Origin of the sequence: Lentzea xinjiangensis (assembly GCF_900110955.1) — a bacterium.
GTDB lineage: Bacteria > Actinomycetota > Actinomycetes > Mycobacteriales > Pseudonocardiaceae > Lentzea > Lentzea xinjiangensis.
This window is the reverse complement of sequence record NZ_FOFR01000001.1, coordinates 135,625-152,500: the sequence shown is the minus strand read 5'-3', so window position 1 is coordinate 152,500 and position 16,876 is coordinate 135,625. Positions and strand designations below refer to the sequence as shown.

Annotated in this window: 15 protein-coding genes and 1 tRNA gene; 8 read left to right on the top strand and 8 right to left on the bottom strand. The window is 70.1% G+C overall.

The window, feature by feature from the left end; genetic code table 11:
* Window positions 1-34: 34 nt before the first annotated feature.
* Genes BMW88_RS00790 through BMW88_RS00765 form a run of 6 tightly spaced genes read right to left on the bottom strand, consistent with a single transcriptional unit; the run spans window position 35 to window position 7,649 of the window.
* Window positions 35-1,492 carry a serine/threonine-protein kinase gene (locus BMW88_RS00790; protein ID WP_089948277.1) on the bottom strand — a complete coding sequence of 486 codons (1,458 nt, stop codon included), beginning with the start codon at window positions 1,490-1,492 and terminating at the stop codon, window positions 35-37.
* Window positions 1,492-2,964: a peptidoglycan D,D-transpeptidase FtsI family protein gene (locus BMW88_RS00785; RefSeq protein ID WP_089948275.1), complete on the bottom strand. Its 1,473-nt coding sequence runs from the start codon at window positions 2,962-2,964 to the stop codon at window positions 1,492-1,494. The genes BMW88_RS00790 and BMW88_RS00785 overlap by 1 nt, the downstream gene beginning before the upstream one ends.
* On the bottom strand, window positions 2,961-4,433 hold the full coding sequence (locus BMW88_RS00780) for an FtsW/RodA/SpoVE family cell cycle protein (RefSeq protein WP_089948274.1): 1,473 nt from the start codon (window positions 4,431-4,433) through the stop codon (window positions 2,961-2,963). The genes BMW88_RS00785 and BMW88_RS00780 overlap by 4 nt, the downstream gene beginning before the upstream one ends.
* 3 nt (window positions 4,434-4,436) lie before the next feature.
* Window positions 4,437-5,876 carry a PP2C family protein-serine/threonine phosphatase gene (locus tag BMW88_RS00775; protein ID WP_089948272.1) on the bottom strand — a complete coding sequence of 480 codons (1,440 nt, stop codon included), beginning with the start codon at window positions 5,874-5,876 and terminating at the stop codon, window positions 4,437-4,439.
* Complete coding sequence (locus BMW88_RS00770) at window positions 5,873-6,334, bottom strand: FHA domain-containing protein FhaB/FipA (RefSeq protein ID WP_089948270.1); 462 nt, start codon at window positions 6,332-6,334, stop codon at window positions 5,873-5,875. Before BMW88_RS00770 ends, BMW88_RS00775 begins: the two co-directional genes overlap by 4 nt.
* A gap of 52 nt (window positions 6,335-6,386) precedes the next feature.
* On the bottom strand, window positions 6,387-7,649 hold the full coding sequence (locus BMW88_RS00765; protein WP_089948268.1) for an FHA domain-containing protein: 1,263 nt from the start codon (window positions 7,647-7,649) through the stop codon (window positions 6,387-6,389).
* 117 nt (window positions 7,650-7,766) lie between these two features.
* Between BMW88_RS00765 and BMW88_RS00760 the strand changes: the two genes are divergently transcribed.
* The 4 genes from BMW88_RS00760 (at window position 7,767) to BMW88_RS00745 (ending at window position 10,354) form a co-directional block, all read left to right on the top strand.
* Window positions 7,767-7,849: transfer RNA gene (locus tag BMW88_RS00760), tRNA-Leu, on the top strand.
* 88 nt (window positions 7,850-7,937) lie between these two features.
* A complete protein-coding gene (locus tag BMW88_RS00755; RefSeq protein WP_143115932.1) occupies window positions 7,938-8,750 on the top strand; it encodes an alcohol dehydrogenase catalytic domain-containing protein in 813 nt (270 codons plus the stop codon).
* Window positions 8,751-9,065: 315 nt separating this feature from the next.
* A complete protein-coding gene (locus BMW88_RS00750; protein WP_089948265.1) occupies window positions 9,066-9,683 on the top strand; it encodes a hypothetical protein in 618 nt (205 codons plus the stop codon).
* A gap of 14 nt (window positions 9,684-9,697) precedes the next feature.
* Window positions 9,698-10,354, top strand: coding sequence for an NAD(P)H-binding protein (locus BMW88_RS00745; protein WP_089948264.1), 657 nt, complete (start codon window positions 9,698-9,700; stop codon window positions 10,352-10,354).
* Here BMW88_RS00745 and BMW88_RS00740 read toward each other — a convergent pair.
* Window positions 10,351-11,643, bottom strand: a complete 1,293-nt coding sequence (locus tag BMW88_RS00740; protein WP_089948262.1) for a D-arabinono-1,4-lactone oxidase — start codon at window positions 11,641-11,643, stop codon at window positions 10,351-10,353. The genes BMW88_RS00745 and BMW88_RS00740 overlap by 4 nt on opposite strands.
* A 72-nt stretch (window positions 11,644-11,715) precedes the next feature.
* Here BMW88_RS00740 and BMW88_RS00735 point away from each other — a divergent pair, with 72 nt between their 5' ends.
* On the top strand, window positions 11,716-12,897 hold the full coding sequence (locus tag BMW88_RS00735) for an amino acid deaminase/aldolase (RefSeq protein ID WP_089948261.1): 1,182 nt from the start codon (window positions 11,716-11,718) through the stop codon (window positions 12,895-12,897).
* A 6-nt stretch (window positions 12,898-12,903) separates the two neighbouring features.
* On the opposite strand, the gene BMW88_RS00730 is transcribed toward BMW88_RS00735, so the two are convergent.
* Window positions 12,904-13,548 (bottom strand): TetR/AcrR family transcriptional regulator, encoded by a 645-nt coding sequence (locus BMW88_RS00730; protein WP_089948259.1) that lies wholly within the window; start codon window positions 13,546-13,548, stop codon window positions 12,904-12,906.
* Between the two features lie 82 nt (window positions 13,549-13,630).
* Between BMW88_RS00730 and BMW88_RS00725 the strand changes: the two genes are divergently transcribed.
* The 3 genes from BMW88_RS00725 to BMW88_RS00715 are packed head-to-tail and all read left to right on the top strand — an operon-like array spanning window position 13,631 to window position 16,858.
* Window positions 13,631-14,878 carry a GH1 family beta-glucosidase gene (locus tag BMW88_RS00725; protein WP_089948258.1) on the top strand — a complete coding sequence of 416 codons (1,248 nt, stop codon included), beginning with the start codon at window positions 13,631-13,633 and terminating at the stop codon, window positions 14,876-14,878.
* A 40-nt stretch (window positions 14,879-14,918) separates the two neighbouring features.
* Window positions 14,919-16,079: an MFS transporter gene (locus tag BMW88_RS00720; protein ID WP_089949384.1), complete on the top strand. Its 1,161-nt coding sequence runs from the start codon at window positions 14,919-14,921 to the stop codon at window positions 16,077-16,079.
* Window positions 16,079-16,858: an SDR family NAD(P)-dependent oxidoreductase gene (locus tag BMW88_RS00715; protein WP_089948256.1), complete on the top strand. Its 780-nt coding sequence runs from the start codon at window positions 16,079-16,081 to the stop codon at window positions 16,856-16,858. Before BMW88_RS00720 ends, BMW88_RS00715 begins: the two co-directional genes overlap by 1 nt.
* Window positions 16,859-16,876: the final 18 nt, after the last annotated feature.

The window sequence follows — 16,876 nt, the reverse complement described above, 5'->3', positions numbered from 1 at the left end:
GTCGACGGTGTTCCCAACTCGGTTCTGGTCTTGCTCATGGCGCGCACGTCACCCTCACCTGCGAGCCCGCCGGCACCTCGCCTGTCGGCGCGATGGCGGTGACTCGGCACTTCTTCAAGTCGCCCGGCGACGAGCCCTGCGCACTCTGCACCCTGGGCTCCAGGCCGTGGTCGATCAGCTCGGTCCTGACCTCGTCGCCGGAACGACCGATGTAGTCGTCCTCGTCGATCCGCGTCGGCGCGTTGCCCGGGATCCGGTCGGCGGAGTCGGGCTTCGCCTGCCCGTTCGCCGGCGGGTTCTGGCTCACCGAGGTGGAGGTGGCCGGCAGGCCACCTTGCCCGCTGCCGTTCGACCGCACGGTCAACTTCCACAGGACGACCACGCCGAGCACCAGCAGCACGGTCACCAGAAGAGCGACCATAACCCAGAGGGCGGTCCGGTTTCTCCCCGGTGGCGTCGGCATGGGGGTGAACGTGCCGGTTTGGTGCGCGGGTTGCATTCCCGGATGCGTACCGGGACGTCCCTGTGCCCCGGGGTGGTGCGCCATCTGCGGGGGGACGGGCAGCGGTTGCGAGACCTGCGGAGGCGGAGGCACCTGCTGAACCTGTTGCTGCACCACCACCTGCGGCATCGTGAACCCGGACGGCGTCGGCAGCGGCTGGCCCACCCGCACCGCGCTGACGGCGGCGGCGAACTCGCCTCCGGTCCGGTAGCGCTGCCGCGGGTCCTTCACCAGCGTCGCCTCGATCAACGCGCGCGCACCCGGCGGCACGTCCGGCGGCAGCGGCGGCGCGATGTCGCGGATGTGCATCATCGCGACGGTGACCGCGTTGTCCGACAGGAAGGGCCGGTGCCCCGCCAGGCACTCGTAGCCGCACACCGCCAACGAGTAGACGTCGCTCGCCGGTTCGGCCTCGGCGCCCAGCGCCTGCTCGGGTGCGATGTAGTGCGCCGTCCCCATCACCATGCCGGACCGCGTCACGGGAGCCGCGTCCACGGCCTTCGCGATGCCGAAGTCGGTGATCTTCACCTTGCCCGACGGCGTCACCATGATGTTGCCCGGCTTGACGTCGCGGTGCACGAGCCCGCGTTCGTGGGCCGCCTGCAACGCGTTCCCGGTCTGCTCCAGCAGGTCCAGCGTCACCTCGGCGGTCAGCCGGCCGCGGGAGATGATCGTCGCGAGCGGCTCGCCCTCGACGAGCTCCATCACGAGGTAGGCCGTGTCCTCCGGCCCGTCGGTGACGGAGGCCGTCTCGCCGTAGTCGTGCACCGACGCGATGCCGGGGTGGTTGAGCGACGCCGTCATCCGCGCCTCGGTGCGGAACCGGTGCAGGAACTCAGGATCGCCCGAGAGCTCGGCCTTGAGCACCTTCACGGCGACCCGGCGGTCGAGGCGGTCGTCGGCGGCTTCCCAGACCTCGCCCATGCCACCGACCGCGATCCGCCTGGTGAGGCGGTAGCGGTCGGCGAGGAGCTGGCCCGTGGTCAGCATCAGCGACCCGCCAGGTACGCGTTGATCACGGCGCGCCCGATCGGGGCGGCGACCTTGCCACCGGTGGCGCCCAGCCCGCGATCTCCACCGTCCTCGACGATGACCGCGATCGCGATCTCCGGCTTCTGCGCCGGCGCGAACGCGATGTACCAGGCGTGCGGCTTGTTCTCGAGCGGCTTCGCGCCGTGCTCGGCGGTACCGGTCTTCGACGCGACCTGCACGTTCTGCAGGCGGCCCTCACCGCCGGTGTTGATCTCCGACTGGATCATCATGTCGCGCAGCGCGGCCGCGTTGGCCGGGCTCATCGCGTCCTCGACCTCGTCGGGCTCGGTGTCGTCGATCGACTTCAGGTCCGGGCCGAGGATCTTCGACACCAGGTACGGCTGCATGCGCGTGCCGTTGTTGGCGATCGTCGCGGCCACCACGGCGTTCTCCAGCGGCGTGATCTGCACGTCGCGCTGGCCGATGCCGGTCTGGTAGAGCGCCGCGTCGTCCGGGATCGGGCCGAGCGTCGAGGTCTCGACGGGCAGCGGCACCTGCAGGCCGGACTCGTTGAAGCCGAACTTCTCCGCCTGCCTGCGCAGCTTGTTCGCGCCGAGCTGGCCCGCCATCTCACCGAACGCCGTGTTGCACGACTTGGCGAGCGCGGTCTCCATCGACACCGTGGGGCCGGGGCCGCACGGCGTGCCGTTGAAGTTCGGCAGGTCCGTCTGCGTGTTCGGCAGCTTGATGGTGCCGGCGGCGGTGTACTGGGTGTCCTTGTTCTTGCCGTCGGCGAGCGCACCCGCGGCGACCAGGACCTTCAGCGTCGAGCCTGCCGGGTACAGCGCCTGCGTCGCGCGGTTGATCAGCGGGTCGTTCGCGTCCTTGGAGGTGAGCTGCTTCCACGCCGCCGCCTGGGCGTTCACGTCGTGGCTCGCGAGCGCGTTCGGGTCGTAGGACGGCGTGCTCACCATCGCGAGGATCTCGCCGGTGGACGGCTTGATCGCGACGACCGAGCCGGTGAAGCCCTTGGCGGTCAGCTGGTCGTACGCGACCTGCTGCACCTTGGAGTTCAGGGTGAGCTGCACGTTGCCGCCGACCGGGTCGCGGCCGGTGATCAGCGCGGAGACGCGGCGGGCGAACAGCCGGTCGTCCGAGCCGTTCAGCAGGTCGTTCTCGACGCGCTCCATGCCGGAGGTGCCGTAGGTGACCGACAGGTAGCCGGTGACCGGCGCGTAGACCGGGCCGGCGTTGTAGGTGCGCAGGTACCGCAGCCGGTCCGTCGTCTCCTTGACGTCCGCGATCACGGTGCCGTCGGCGACGGTGATGAGACCGCGCTTGCGGGCGTACTCGTCGAGCAGCACGCGGCGGTTGTAGGCGTTCTTGCGCCACTCGTCGGCGTTGATCACCTGCACCCATGTGGCGTTGCCCAGGAGCAGCAGGATCATGACCATCATGGCCATGCCGACGCGGCGGAGCGGTGTGTTCATCTGGGACGCTCCACCATCACAGTGTGCTGGTCGGCGATAGCCGGCTGTTGCGGTTTCGGCTTCGTGGCCCGCTGCGGGGCCCGCGCCGCGGCGGAGATCCGCAGCAGCAACGCGACCAGGATGTAGTTCGCGAGCAGCGATGAACCGCCCTTGGACAGGAACGGCGCGGTGATACCGGTCATCGGGATCAGCTTCGTGACACCGCCGACGACGATGAACACCTGGAAGCAGACCGCGAACGCGAGGCCGCCGCCGAGCAGCTTGCCGAAGCTGTCGCGCACGGCGATGGCGCTGCGCAGGCCGCGCAGCGCGAAGACCATGTAGACCAGCAGCAGCGCCGCGAAGCCGACGAACCCGAGCTCCTCGCCGATCACGGCGGTGATGAAGTCGGTGTTCGCCTCGGGGATCATCTCCGGACGGCCGGCGCCGAGGCCGGCGCCGCCGATTCCGCCGGTCGCGAGGCCGAAGAGCGACTGCGAGATCTGGTAGCCGCCGCCGACGACCTCGTAGCGCGCGATCGGGTCCTGCCAGTTCGCCACGCGCTGCTGGACGTGCCCGAAGAGCTTCCACGCGACGACCGCGCCGCCGGCGAACAGGCCGAGGCCGAGCACGACCCACGCCGCGCGTTCGGTGGCGACGTAGAGCAGCACGAGCACGATGCCGAAGAACAGCAGCGAGGAGCCGAGGTCCTTCTGCAGCACCATGACCGCGACCGTGACGCCCCAGGCCGCGAACAGCGGGCCCAGATCGCGGGCACGGGGCAGGTCCATGCCGAGGAACCGGCGGCCCGCCACGGTGAAGAGGTCCCGCTTCGACACCAGGAAAGCGGCGAAGAAGACCATCAGCAGGATCTTGGCGAACTCACCGGGCTGGATCGACAACGGGCCGATGCGCAGCCAGATCTTCGCGCCGTTGATCTCCGGAGCGATGAAGCCCGGCAGCACACCGGGCAGCATCAGCGCGACGAGGCCGACGAGGCCGAACGTGTAGCCGAACCGTGCGAGCGTGCGGTGGTCGGACAGGAACTTCAACGTGGCCGCGAACAGCAACAACCCGATGGCGGTCCAGATGACCTGCTTGAACGCCATCGGATCCCACGTCGAGCCGTCCAGGAAGACGGTGCCCTCCATGGCGAGGTCGATCCGGTGGATGACCACCAGGCCGAGCCCGTTGAGCAGCGCGACGCACGGCAGGATCACCGGGTCGGCGTACGGGGCCCACCTGCGCACGGCGAGGTGGGCGCAGGCGAAGAGGCCCAGGTAGGCGAGGCCGAGGTAGAGGATCCTCAGGCTGAGCGACCGCTCCTGGTTGAGCTCGACCAGGATCAGCGCCAGCGTGACGAGTCCGGCCGCGAACGACAGCATCACCAGCTCGGTGCCGCGCCGCGTGGGCGGTCGCAGCCCCGGTGACGTGCTCGACGCCACCGACGCGCCTGGTGAGCCTTCCCCGGTGGGGACGGGCGAGCCCATCAGTTACGGACCCTCCCGGCATTCCACACCCAGCTTCTGCTGGGAGGGGGTGAGCGAAGGCTCGGGCGTGCCGGTTCCCGCGTCCGGCGAACCGTTCGCGGGCGGCGTGCTCGAGGCGGTGGACGAGCTGGACGCGGTGCTCGACGGCGTGGTGGGAGTCGTCGGCGTCGTGGGCGTGCTCGACGTCGCCGACGTGTCCTTGCACAACGGCAGCATGTGCTCGGTGCGCAGCAACCTGACCGCGGCGCGCGCGCCGTCCAGGCCGTTGTCGCTGCGGATGCCGGCGGTGATCGTCTTGCGCCCGGCTTCCTGCAGGTCGTTCAGCGTGATCGGGGTGCAGCCCGTGGAGCCGGGCGGGCACGAGTCCTCGATCTTGGACGACAGCTTGAAGCCCAGCACGGAGCCGTTGAGGCCGCGGAAGATGGCGACCTGGCCGTTCTCGGTGGCGCCCACGTAGTACTGGGTGTTGAGCCACAGCTTGCCGCCGACCGCCACGGCACCGGTCAGCAGGAGCAGCACGAAGATGATCGCGAACGCCTTGATGGCGTTGCGCTTCTTGCGCTTCGGGTCCTGCGGCGGTGGCGGCGGTGCCTCCATGCGCTGCGGCGTCGGCGGGCGCTGCTGCGTGAGCGCGCTCGCCCGCGAGGCCGCGGAGTCCGGCGGGGTGTTGTGCTCCTCGCTGCCGTCTCCCGCCGCGCCACCGAGGATCGGGTAGTCGTCGCCGAAGTCGACGTCCTCGACGTCCGCCACGATCACCGTGACGTTGTCGGGGCCGCCGCCCTTGAGCGCGAGCTCGATCATCCGGTCCGCGCAGGCCTGCGGGTCGGGGATGCGGATCGCCTCGTCGAGCGTCTCCATGCTCACGACCCCGGACAGGCCGTCCGAGCAGAGCAGGAACCGGTCGCCGACGCGCGCCTCGCGCACCGTGAGGCTCGGCTCGAAGTCGTGGCCGGTGAGCGCGCGCAGCAGCAACGAGCGCTGCGGGTGCGTGGCCGCCTCGTCCTGGGTGATCCGGCCCTCGTCGATCAACGACTGGACGAACGTGTCGTCGTGCGTGATCTGCGCGAACGTGCCCTCCCTGAGGAGGTACGCGCGCGAGTCGCCGATGTGCACCAGCCCGAGCCTGTTGCCCGCGAACAGGATGGCCGTGAGCGTGGTGCCCATGCCCTCCAGGTCCGGGTCGCTCGTGACCAGTTCGGAGATGGCGCCGTTGCCGGCCGCGACCGCGTCGCGGAGCTTGCCGAGGAGGTCGTCGCCGGGCTCGTCGTCGTCGACGTGGGCCAGCGAGGCGATGACCACCTTGCTCGCGACCTCACCGGCGGCGTGGCCACCCATGCCGTCGGCGACCGCGAGCAGGCGGGGACCCGCGTACACGGAGTCCTGGTTGTTGGAACGGACCAGGCCCCTGTCGCTGCGGGCCGCGTATCGAAGAACCAAGGTCATGAGCGCAGCTCGATCACCGTTTTGCCAATGCGGATCGGGGTGCCGAGAGGTACGCGCAGGGGTGCGGTGACCTTGGCTCGGTCTAGGTAGGTGCCGTTCGTGGAGCCGAGGTCTTCCACGTACCAGTCGGTGCCGCGCATGGACAGCCTCGCGTGCCTGGTCGACGCGAAGTCGTCGTCCAGGACGAGCGTGGAGTCGTCAGCGCGGCCGATGAGGATCGGCCTGCCGTCGAGCGAGATGCGGGTGCCGGTCAGCGCCCCGTGGGTGACCACGAGTTGCCGCGGCGCCTTGCTCCCCCTCGCCGGCTTCTCGGACCTCCGGAACCCGGGCAGACTGGACGCCCGGAGCCCTGAGGCTGCGTAGAGATCAGAGCGGACCACACGTAGGGCGGCCAGCACAAAGAGCCAGAGGAGTACGAGAAAACCCGCTCTGGTCAGCTGCATCACCAGCTCTTGCACCGGTTGTAACCGCTCCTGCCTTGAGTTGCTTACCGACGCCCGTGCCCGGCCTCTAGCCCGCGGTGCGGAAGACCAGCGACGAGTGGCCGATGCGGACGACGTCGCCCTCCGCGAGCTGCCAAGTCTGCACTGGCGTGCCGTTCACCGTGGTGCCGTTGGTCGAACCGAGATCAGCGAGCATCGCATTCTGCCCGTCCCACGAGATCTCCAGGTGGCGCCTGGAGACTCCGGTGTCCGGGAGGCGGAAGTCGGCCTCCTGCCCACGTCCTACGACGTTCCCACCCTGCTTGAGGTTGTACGTGCGGTTGGAACCGTCGTCGAGGTGCAGGGTCGCGTTGAGCTGGCGGTTGGCGCCCTGGGTGGCCGGTGCGGCGTATCCGCCCTGGTTGTAGCCCTGGTCGTAACCGCCGGGCTGACCGTAGGCGGGCTGCTGGCCGTAGCCCTGGTCGTAGCCGCCCTGCTGGCCGTAGCCCTGGTCGTACCCGCCCTGCTGGCCGTAGCCCTGGTCGTACCCGGCCGGCTGGCCGTAGCCCTGGTCGTACCCGGCCGGCTGGCCGTAGCCCTGCTGCTGGCCGCCGGCGTAGCCCTGGTCGTAGCCGCCGCCCTGCTGGCCGCCGCCGTAACCCTGCTGGTCGTAGCCCGGCTGCTGGCCGTAACCCTGGTCGTAGCCCTGCTGGCCGCCGCCGTAGCCGCCGCCCTGCTGGCCGTAGCCTTGGTCGTAGCCGCCTTGCTGGCCGTAGCCCTGGTCGTAACCCTGCTGACCGTAGGCCGGCTGCTGGCCGTAGCCCTGCTGGTCGTATCCCTGCTGGCCGTAGCCGCCCTGACCATAAGGGTCCTGGCCGGGCTGGCCCTGTCCTTGTCCGTAGCCGGGTGGCTGGCTCATGGATCGGTCTCCTGCGGTGCGAGGTGGTGCTGACCGTCGGCTGGCCGCTTTCACGTCGGGGTCGACGGACGAGCTGGTTCGGAACTGTCCGGTGTGCAGCGCCTCGGAGCGCTCCAGGGAGACTACGACGTCACCATAGGTATCCCATCCGGACTCGGCCAGGTGCTCTCGCAGGCCCTCTGCGAGGAGCTGGGTGATGCGTAGTTCATCCTGCTCGTCGCCCGCAAGACGTTCGTGGTCCTGGGGTCCGAGCAACACTTTGTAGTGGTTGGGGGCTAGCAGTCTGCCACCCGCGAGCTCACGGATGTTGCTGTCACCCTCACGTTGCAGCGCCTGTGCCACCTCTTGGGGCACCACGCTGCCGCCGAACACGCGCGCGAAGGTGTTGCCGACAAGACCCTCCAGCTTGCGCTCGAAGCGTTGCAGGCCCATGTCGACTCCTTCCGCTCGGACGGGCTCCCGCACCGATCGTATCCGGGTGCGACCACGCCTACAGGGGGCGATTAGGAACCTGGTTTGGACGCGTGCTAGTGTTTCCAACGTCTCCAGGGGCAAGTGGCGGAATGGCAGACGCGCACGGTTCAGGTCCGTGTGTCCGAAAGGACGTGGGGGTTCAACTCCCCCCTTGCCCATCGAAAGACAGGGAGAACCCCTCTCGCGGAATCGCGAGGGGGGTTCTTTCGTTGATCGGTCATATCGGATTCCGTGATCCAACAGGTGATGTCTGTCACTCGTTCGGGGGCCAGCATGTGGGCGATAGCGGCGGCGGACTACGGCGCGGAACTGGAGCTCGTCGAGCTCCCCGAGCCCGTGGCACGTCCGGGGGAGCTCCTGGTCCGGCTGTTCGCCGCGAGCGTGAACCCGTTCGACCGCAAAGTCGTGAACGGCATGCTCCGCGGTTCCGCCCCGCACGTGTTCCCGTTGGTTCCCGGAACCGACGGCGCCGGCGAGGTCACCGGTTCCGGGGAGAGGATTTTCGGAACGTTCTTCCACCACCCGGTGGGCACCGGAACATACGCCGAGTACGTCACAGTTCCGGCCGAGAACGCGTTGGCGCCGTTGCCGGAGGACCTCGACCCCGCCGTCGCCGCCGCGCTGCCCACCGCCGGGATGACGGCGCTGCAACTGGTCGAGTCGCTCGGGGCGGCGGAATCCGTGCTGATCGTCGGCGCGAACGGTGGCGTGGGGTCGTTCGCCGTGCAGATCGCCCGTGCGGCGGGCAAGCGCGTCATCCCCGTCGGCCGCGGCGACTCGCTCGTCGAGGCCGACGCCCTGATCGACCTCGCGAGCACCGACCGCCCGTCGTTCGAGGCGAACGCGCGCTACGCGCCGTTGGCCTTCAACACCAACTACCTCTCCAGCGATCCGGCGCAGAACTTCGGCATGAAGGGCTCGCGGGAGATGCTGGCGCGGCTCGCCTCGATGGTGCAGGCCGGCGACCTGGAGGTGCCGATCGCCAGGCGGGTGCCGCTGCGCGGTGCCGCCGGTGTTTTCGCAGGTGGCGGGCCTGGCAAAACCGTCATCGTCATGTAGGTGGTCGTTCTGGCGCGGTGAGCGGTCGGCGGGCGGCGCGGACCGCCGCTCACCGGCGGTTCGCCGGTACGCCTGACACACCCACTCTGATCAGGACTTTCGCTGCGTCCATCCGGGTTGCCGTCACCCAGACGGCAGCACCGTAGGACTGAACTCCCCGCGCCGCTCTTCGACCGGTCACCGACCGGTCGGCGCCGTCGATCGCAGGGGGTCCCGCGACCCGGGGGCGGGCCGGGCGCTTCCTGCTAATCCTTATCCAGAGCACGAGTCGAAACGCGGCGGATCGCCCGCCGCGGGTGACGAGGAGGCACTGGCGTGAGCAGCACCCCAGCAAGGATCGCGGCCCTCGACAGCTCGAACGGACTGTCGACGACCGCAGTCCCGGTTCCGGAACTGCCCGCGTCCGTCGAGGAGTTGGCAGCCGCCGCGGTGATCCGCCTCGGCTGGCACGGCGTGGTCCTGCCCGAGATGGTCCTGATGGGCCGCAAGGTCGTCGTCGTGGCCGAGCTCCTGGCCGACGCCCACGCCGAGCGCGTCTGCGTGGGAGCGGGGCCAGAGGCCGACAAGACCACCGTCTCCACGTGGGTGTGGCCGGAGATGGAAGGCCGCGTCCCGCCGGCCGCCGTCCGCATCGTCGGCGTCCTCGCCGTCGCCCGCCACTGGCGCACCGCGCTCGCGTCCGCGGTCCCCTTCGCGCGCTACGGCAACGCCGCGGTCGTCCTGCCCGAGTCGGTCGCCTTCTCGCACGACTACCTGGCGAACGGCCTGCCCCGCGTCCGCCGCTACGGCGTCTCGGTGCTGCTCGCCGACGACGAGAAGGACCTCTCGGTCGACGTGTCCGGCCGCCAGGAGAACGCGCCCGCCGAGGACACCGCCATCACCCGCTGGGTCAACGAGCTCGTCTACGAGCAGGTGCTCGCCACCGCTTCCTGATCTACGGTCGGACCATGCGAGTAGTCATAGCCGGCGGACACGGGCAGATCGCGCTGCTCCTCGAGCAGCAGCTGGCCACCCGTGGAGACGCGGCGACAGCACTGGTCCGCAACCCCGATCACTTCGCCGACGTGCAGGAAGCCGGAGCCGTTCCGGTGCTGTGCGACCTCGAGTCCGCCGAGCTGGACTCGGTCGCGGAATATCTGAACGGCGCTGACGCGGCGGTGTTCGCCGCCGGCGCCGGGCCCGGTTCGGGGCCCGCCCGCAAGGACACCGTGGACCACGGAGCCGCCGCCCTGTTCGCCGCCGCCGCCGTGCAGGCCGGGGTCCGGCGGTTCGTGCAGGTGTCGACGGTGGGCATCGAAGCAGCCGACTCGCCGGACGTGGACCCCTCGTTCGCGGTGTACCTCAAGGCGAAGAAGCGCGCCGAGGAGGACCTGCGGGAGCGCGATCTCGACTGGACGATCCTGCGGCCGGGACCGCTGGTGAACGACCCGGCCACCGGGCTGGTCACCTTGGCCGAGCCCCGGCTGCCGCGGGCCTCGGTCACCAGGGCCGACGTCGCCGCCGTGCTGGCCGAGCTGCTCGGTGCGCGCAACACCGCGGGCAAGACGCTGGAGCTGGTGAACGGCGAGACGCCGGTCGCCGACGCCGTCCGGGCGATCCTCTAGCCGAGCACCCGGTCCAGGTAGGCGTTGGTGAACGTCCTGCCTGGGTCGACCTCGTCGCGCACCCGCAGGAAGTCGTCGAAGTGCGGGTACAGCGGCCGCAGCTCGTCAGCCGTGAGGTCGTGCATCTTGCCCCAGTGCGGTCGTCCGCCCACGGAGGCCGCGATGCGCGCGTAGGCGTCGAAGAAGGCCTTGTACCGCATGCCGAGCGCCTGGTGCATCGAGATGTACGCGGTGTCGCGCCCGGACGCGGTGGACAGCCAGATGTCGTCGGCCTGGGCGACGCGCACCTCGCACGGCACGATCAACGCGTCGCGGTCGCCCAGCGTGGCGGCCACCGCGCGCAGCTCGGCGATGACGTCCATCAGGCTCTCGCGCGGGACCGAGAACTCGGTCTCCACGAACCGCACCCGCCGGGGCGACACGAAGACGTGGTGGGAGTAGTCCGAATAGGACCGCCCGGAGATCATCGAGCCGCAGAACTCGTTGAGGCGCCGGGTGTGGCGCGGGAACGTGCGGGCCACCTTGCACACCGCGCCGAACGCGGCGTTCTCCATGACGTCGTACTCCCACCTCTGCCTGATCTTCGACAGCGGGCGGGCGGGCTCGGCGGTCCTGTTGTTGCGCTTGAGGATCACCCGGTCCGAGTGGGTGAACCAGTGGAACTCCACGTGGTCCTCGACCGCGCACAGGTCGTCGAACCGCTCCAGCACGTCGTCGAGCCGGCCCGGCCCTTCGGAGGCGTGCAGGACGAACGACGGCACGCACTGCAGCGTGATCGTGCTGATGACGCCCAACGCGCCGAGGCCGACGCGGGCGGCGTTGAACAGGTCGGGGCGTTCGGACCGCGAGCACGTGACCACGGACCCGTCGGCGAGGACCAGTTCCAGGGAGGCGATGGTCGTGGCGAGCACGCCGAGCTTCGCCCCGGTGCCGTGCGTGGAGGTCGAGACGGCGCCGGCCACGGTCTGGGCGTCGATGTCACCGAGGTTCGGCATCGCGAGGCCCAGCCGGTGCAGGTCGGCGTTGAGCGCGCACAGGGGAGTGCCGGAGCGGACGGTGACCAGGCCGGTCTCGGTGTCGGCGCGGACGATGCCCGTCCAGCGGTCGAGGTCCAGTGCCGTCTGCGGGGCCACCGCGATGTCGTTGAACGAGTGGCCGCTGCCCCGCGCCCGGACGCGGCCGCCGGACACGACCGCCGCGGCGATCTCGTCCGTGCTGGTGGGGTGGATCACGCGGGTGGGACTGCAGGAGGCGGTTCTAGCCCAGTTCGTCCACACGCGAACCTCCACGGAGATGTGCCCTCACAGCAACGTAAATGAAACCTCTTCACGTTTCAAGGGTTCACAACGTACCGTCAGAGCATGCGCAGAACACGACTCGACGCCGCGACGAAGGACCTGGATCCTCCGTTCGCGATCGTCGACCTGCACGCCTTCGACCACAACGCGGCGGACCTCGCCCGTCGCGCTGCCGGTCATCCGATCCGGGTGGCGAGCAAGTCGATTCGCGTGCGCGAGCTGGTGAGCCGGGCGCTCGACCGGCCCGGTTACGCCGGGGTCATGTGCTACTCGCTGGCCGAGGCGTTGTGGCTGTCCGACCAGGACGTGAGCGAGGACCTGCTGGTCGCCTACCCGACGGCGGACCGCGCCAGCCTGCAGAAGCTCGCGGCCAACGACGTCGCGCGGCGGCGCGTCACGATCATGGTCGACTCGGTCGGGCACCTCGACTTCGTGGACGCGGCGATCGGGCCGCACTCGGACATCCGCGTGTGCCTCGAACTGGACGTCTCCTGGCGGCCGCTGCCCGGTCTGCACATCGGGCCGCGCCGGTCGCCGGTCCACACGCCGGCCCAGGCGAAGGCGCTCGCGGCCAAGATCGCGCAACGGCGGGGCTTCGCGCTCGTCGGCGTGATGGCGTACGAGGGGCAGATCGCGGGTCTCGGCGACAACCCTCCCGGTCAGCCGCTGCGCGCGGCCGGGATCCGGTTCATCCAGCGCAGGTCCGGGCCCGAGCTGATCGCCCGGCGCGCCGCCGCCGTCGGCGCGGTCCGGCAGGTCGCCGACCTGGAGTTCGTCAACGGCGGCGGCACCGGCAGCCTGGAGCTCACGGGCTCCGACCCGTCGGTCACCGAGCTCGCCGCGGGCAGCGGCCTCTTCGGGCCCACCCTCTTCGACGGCTACCGGGCGTTCACGCCGCAGCCCGCGGCGCTGTTCGCGTTGTCCGTGGTGCGCAAGCCGACCAAGCGGGTGGCGACGCTCTTCGCCGGCGGGTACATCGCCTCCGGCACGCCGACGCCCGACCGCCAGCCGTCGCCGTACCTGCCGGCCGGGCTGAGGACGCTCGGCCTCGAAGGCGCGGGCGAGGTGCAGACGCCCGTCACGGGCAAGGCGGCGGAGCAGCTCGCGATCGGCGACCGCGTCTGGATGCGGCACGCCAAGGCCGGTGAGCTGTTCGAGCGGTTCGACGAGGTGCACCTGGTGCGCGGCGACCACGTCGAACGGACCGTGCCCACCTACCGCGGGGAGCGGCACAACTTCGGCTGACCCGCCCTAGGCCGGCAGCCGCGACGACAGGTAGCCCCTGACCAGGGCCTTCGCCTCGGCCAAGATCGCCTGGTCGCCCGTCGTGCTGGAGCGGAACGCGAGCTTCAGCACGGCGTCGGCCGCCTCGACGGCGATCGCGATGGGCAACTGGACCTCGCTCATCGGGATGCCGAACTGCCCCGAGATCAGCTCGGAGATCTTGTCGGAGATGACGGCGTTGTTGTCGCGGCGCTCGTCGAGCAGCCGCATGTCGACGACGTCACCGAAGTGCACCTTCCCGAACGCGGGGATCTCGCGGTGCATCGTCACGTAGACGTCGAAGACCGTGTCCACGGCGTCCCACCAGTGCTCGAGCGTCGCCTGCTCGAGCCGCTCGGTGATGCCGCGGGAGAACTTCTCGACGTTGCGCAGGGTCAGCGCCTGCACGACGGCTCTCTTGTCGGGGAAGAACTGGTACAGCGAACCGACCGCCACACCTGCCCTTTCCGCGATCAACGTAGTGGTGACGCCGTCGTAGCCCACCTCGTCGATGAGAGTCGCGCAGGCCTCGAGCATCCGCTCGACGCGCTTGGCGCTGCGCTGCTGGACGGGCTGACGGCGAAGCGGGGTGGTGCTCGTCACGGCGACTCCCAGTAGTTCGGGTACTTCCATCTTGCCCGTTGCCCGGCTCTTCCACTTCCCTGAACCTGTCAACACGCCTACGATCCGAACAAGTTTCACATTCGGAGGATCGATGAGCGACTTCCTGTGGGGAGTGTCGACGTCCGCGTTCCAGATCGAGGGCGCGTTCGCCGAAGGCGGTCGAGGTCCTTCCGTGTGGGACGAGTTCACCCCGGTGCACGAGAACCACAACGCCTCCGTCGCGTGCGACCACTACCACCGGTGGCCGGAGGACATCGCGCTGATGACCCGGCTCGGGGTCAACGCCTACCGGTTCTCCATCGCGTGGCCGCGCGTCCAGCCCACCGGCCGGGGACCCGCCAACGCCGAGGGACTCGACTTCTACGACCGCCTGGTCGACGCGCTCGCCGACGCGGGCATCGCCCCGGTCGCGACGTTGTACCACTGGGACACCCCGCTGGAGCTGGAAGCGCGGGGCGGCTGGCTGAACAGGGAGGTGGCCGACCGGTTCGCCGACTACACCTCGCTGGTCGCGGACCGGCTCGCCGACCGGGTGAAGCTGTGGATCCCCGTCAACGAACCCGCGATGGTGACGTTGCAGGGCTATGCGATCGGTGAGCACGCTCCCGGCAAGACGTTGCTCTTCGACGCGTTGCCGACCGCCCACCACCTGAACCTGGCTCACGGCCGTGCGGTCGAGGTGCTCCGCTCGCACAACGCGCAAGCGGTCGGCACGGCGAACAACCACACTCCGGCCTGGCCCGCCACGCCGGACGACCTGCCGGCCGCCGAGGCGTACAGCGACATCCACAACTGGCTGTACGCGGACCCCGTTCTGTCGGGCCGGTATCCCGACGCGGTCGCCGACCTCCTGCCGATCGCCGAGGGCGACCTGCGGACCATCCACCAGCCGCTCGACTTCTACGGCGTGAACTACTACAACCCGACGCGGCTCAAGCTCCCCTCCGAGGGCAACCCGCTGCCGTTCGAGCTGGTGGAGATCGACGAGTACCCGCGCACCGGCTTCGGCTGGCCGATCGCTCCCGCCGGGCTGACCGAGATGATCACCCGGCTGCGCGAGCGCCACCCGTCGCTGCCGCCGGTGCACGTGACCGAGAGCGGGTGCAGCTTCCCGCACGCCATCGAGGACCCCGAGCGGATCTCCTACCTCGACGGACACCTCAAGGCCGCCCTGGCGGCGGACGTCTCCGGGTACTTCGTGTGGTCGTTGCTCGACAACTTCGAGTGGGAGGCCGGGTACTCGCAGCGGTTCGGCCTGGTCCACGTCGACTTCGAGACGCAGGTCCGCACGCCGCGCGACTCGTTCCACTGGTACCGGCAGGTGATCAGCGGTGGATGAGGCGCTGGCCGAACCGGTCGTCCCCGTCAGACGCGGGTGGATGGCCTGGCTGTTCGCCGCGAACCTCGGGTTGTGGCTCGCCGTCTACGCGCCGATCCAGGTCCTGCTGCCGCAGCAGGCCGAGCTGCTGGACAAGGCGGACAAGGAGTTCGTGTTCGGCGTCGTCACCGGTGCCGGCGCTCTGGTGTCGCTGCTGGTCGTGCCGCTGATCGGCGTCCTCAGCGACCGCACGACCTCGCGGTTCGGCCGTCGTCACCCGTGGACGCTCGGCGGCGCGGCCATCGGTGCCGCCGGCCTGGGCGTTCTCGCCGGCGCGCCGACCGTGCTGGTCATGACCATCGGCTGGTGCCTGGTGCAGGCGGGGATCGGCGGCATGCTCGCCGCGCTCACCTCCGCGGTGCCCGACCGGGTGCCCGTGGCGCAACGGGCGCAGGTCGGCGGGCTCATCGGCATCAGCCAGATGCTCGGCACCGTGCTGGGCGCGGTCGTCGTGACGTTGCTGGTCAGCGGACTGTCGGCTGGCTATCTGGCGTGTGCGGTCATCGTGGTGACGGGCGCGATCTTCTTCGTTTTCAAGACGCCGGACACGCAGCTCGTCGTGAAGCCGGTCAGGCCGACGCTGTGGATCTCCCCGCGGGCGCACCCGGACTTCGCGTGGGCGTGGAGCGGTCACCTGATGATCAACCTCGGCAACGCGTTCGGAACGCTGTACCTGCTCTTCTTCCTCGGCGACGTGGTCCGCCACGAGTCCCCCGAGGACGGTCTGCTGGTGCTGATGGCGCTCTACGGGGCGGCGCTCGCCGCAGGAGCGGTGCTGTTCGGCGCACGGAGTGATCGATCCGGCCGCCGCAAGCCGTACGTCCACCTCGCCGCCGCGGTCATGGCGCTGGCCGCGCTGGTGCTGGTCGTCTGGCCGACGTGGACCGGTGCTCTGGTCGCCGCGCCGTTGCTCGGCGTCGGCTTCGGCACGTACTGGGCGGTCGCGATAGCCCTGCTCACCCAGGTCCTGCCGGCGGCGTCCGACCGGGCCAAGGACCTGGGCGTGCTCAACGTCGCGAACTCGTTACCGCAGGTCATCGCCCCCTTGCTGGCCGCGGTGATCCTCGCGAACCTGGGTGGCTACCGCGGTCTGTTCGCGGTGTCGGCGCTGGCGACGGTGCTGGCGGCGGTGTTGATGAGTCGAGTGCGATCGGTGGTCTGATGCAACTGGCGGGCAAGAGGGTCCTGGTCACGGGAGCGTCCCAGGGGATCGGCGCCGATACCGCGTTCCGGTTCGCGGCGCACGGCGCGCACGTCCACCTGGTGGCTCGAAGCGCCGAACTGCTCGATCTGCAGGTCAAGCGGATCACCGAGTTCGGCGGCTCGGCGTCCGCCCACGTGGCCGACCTGGCGGACGCCGAGCTGATCCGCGCGCTCGCGGCAGAGGTCGAGACGCCGGACGTGCTCGTCAACAACGCGGGCGCCGGCCGCTGGCTCTTCCTGGACGAGACGTCCGCCGACGAGTTGCGGACCATGACGGCGGTGCCCTACCTGGCGGCGTTGCTGCTGACCAGGGAGTACCTGGGCGCCATGCGGGCACGCGGCTCCGGCTGGATCGTCAACGTGAACTCGCCGGTGTCGCGCCTGCCGATCCCCGGCTGCGCGGGCTACCAGTCGGCGCGGTGGGCGTTGCGGGGGCTGACCGCCTCCCTGCGCCTCGACCTGCGCGGAACCGGCGTCGGGGTGAGCGAGGTCGTGCCGGGCAAGGTGTCCAGCGAGTACTTCGTCAACAACCCCGGTGCCGAGGAGCGGATCCCGGCCATCGCCCGGCTGATCCCCTCGGTGACGCCGCAGCGCTGCGCGAAGGCCATCGTCGACGCGGTGGAGCGCGAACGCGCCGAGCACCTCTTCCCGTGGCAGCTCAAGGCTTTCGAGATCAGCGGCCGGCTCTTCCCCGGCCTGACCTCCTACCTCGCCTGGAAGACGGGTACGCACCGCTGAGCCGGGGCATCCTCCCGG

Excerpts from the sequence above, each read along its gene's own strand:
- BMW88_RS00790 (WP_089948277.1), bottom strand. The coding sequence starts at position 1,492 with ATGCTGACCACGGGCCAGCTCCTCGCCGACCGCTACCGCCTCACCAGG.
- BMW88_RS00785 (WP_089948275.1), bottom strand. The coding sequence starts at position 2,964 with ATGAACACACCGCTCCGCCGCGTCGGCATGGCCATGATGGTCATGATC.
- BMW88_RS00780 (WP_089948274.1), bottom strand. The coding sequence starts at position 4,433 with ATGGGCTCGCCCGTCCCCACCGGGGAAGGCTCACCAGGCGCGTCGGTG.
- BMW88_RS00775 (WP_089948272.1), bottom strand. The coding sequence starts at position 5,876 with ATGACCTTGGTTCTTCGATACGCGGCCCGCAGCGACAGGGGCCTGGTC.
- BMW88_RS00765 (WP_089948268.1), bottom strand. The coding sequence starts at position 7,649 with ATGGGCCTGCAACGCTTCGAGCGCAAGCTGGAGGGTCTTGTCGGCAAC.
- BMW88_RS00755 (WP_143115932.1), top strand. The coding sequence starts at position 7,938 with ATGTCTGTCACTCGTTCGGGGGCCAGCATGTGGGCGATAGCGGCGGCG.
- BMW88_RS00745 (WP_089948264.1), top strand. The coding sequence starts at position 9,698 with ATGCGAGTAGTCATAGCCGGCGGACACGGGCAGATCGCGCTGCTCCTC.
- BMW88_RS00735 (WP_089948261.1), top strand. The coding sequence starts at position 11,716 with ATGCGCAGAACACGACTCGACGCCGCGACGAAGGACCTGGATCCTCCG.
- BMW88_RS00730 (WP_089948259.1), bottom strand. The coding sequence starts at position 13,548 with ATGGAAGTACCCGAACTACTGGGAGTCGCCGTGACGAGCACCACCCCG.
- BMW88_RS00725 (WP_089948258.1), top strand. The coding sequence starts at position 13,631 with ATGAGCGACTTCCTGTGGGGAGTGTCGACGTCCGCGTTCCAGATCGAG.
- BMW88_RS00720 (WP_089949384.1), top strand. The coding sequence starts at position 14,919 with ATGGCCTGGCTGTTCGCCGCGAACCTCGGGTTGTGGCTCGCCGTCTAC.
- BMW88_RS00715 (WP_089948256.1), top strand. The coding sequence starts at position 16,079 with ATGCAACTGGCGGGCAAGAGGGTCCTGGTCACGGGAGCGTCCCAGGGG.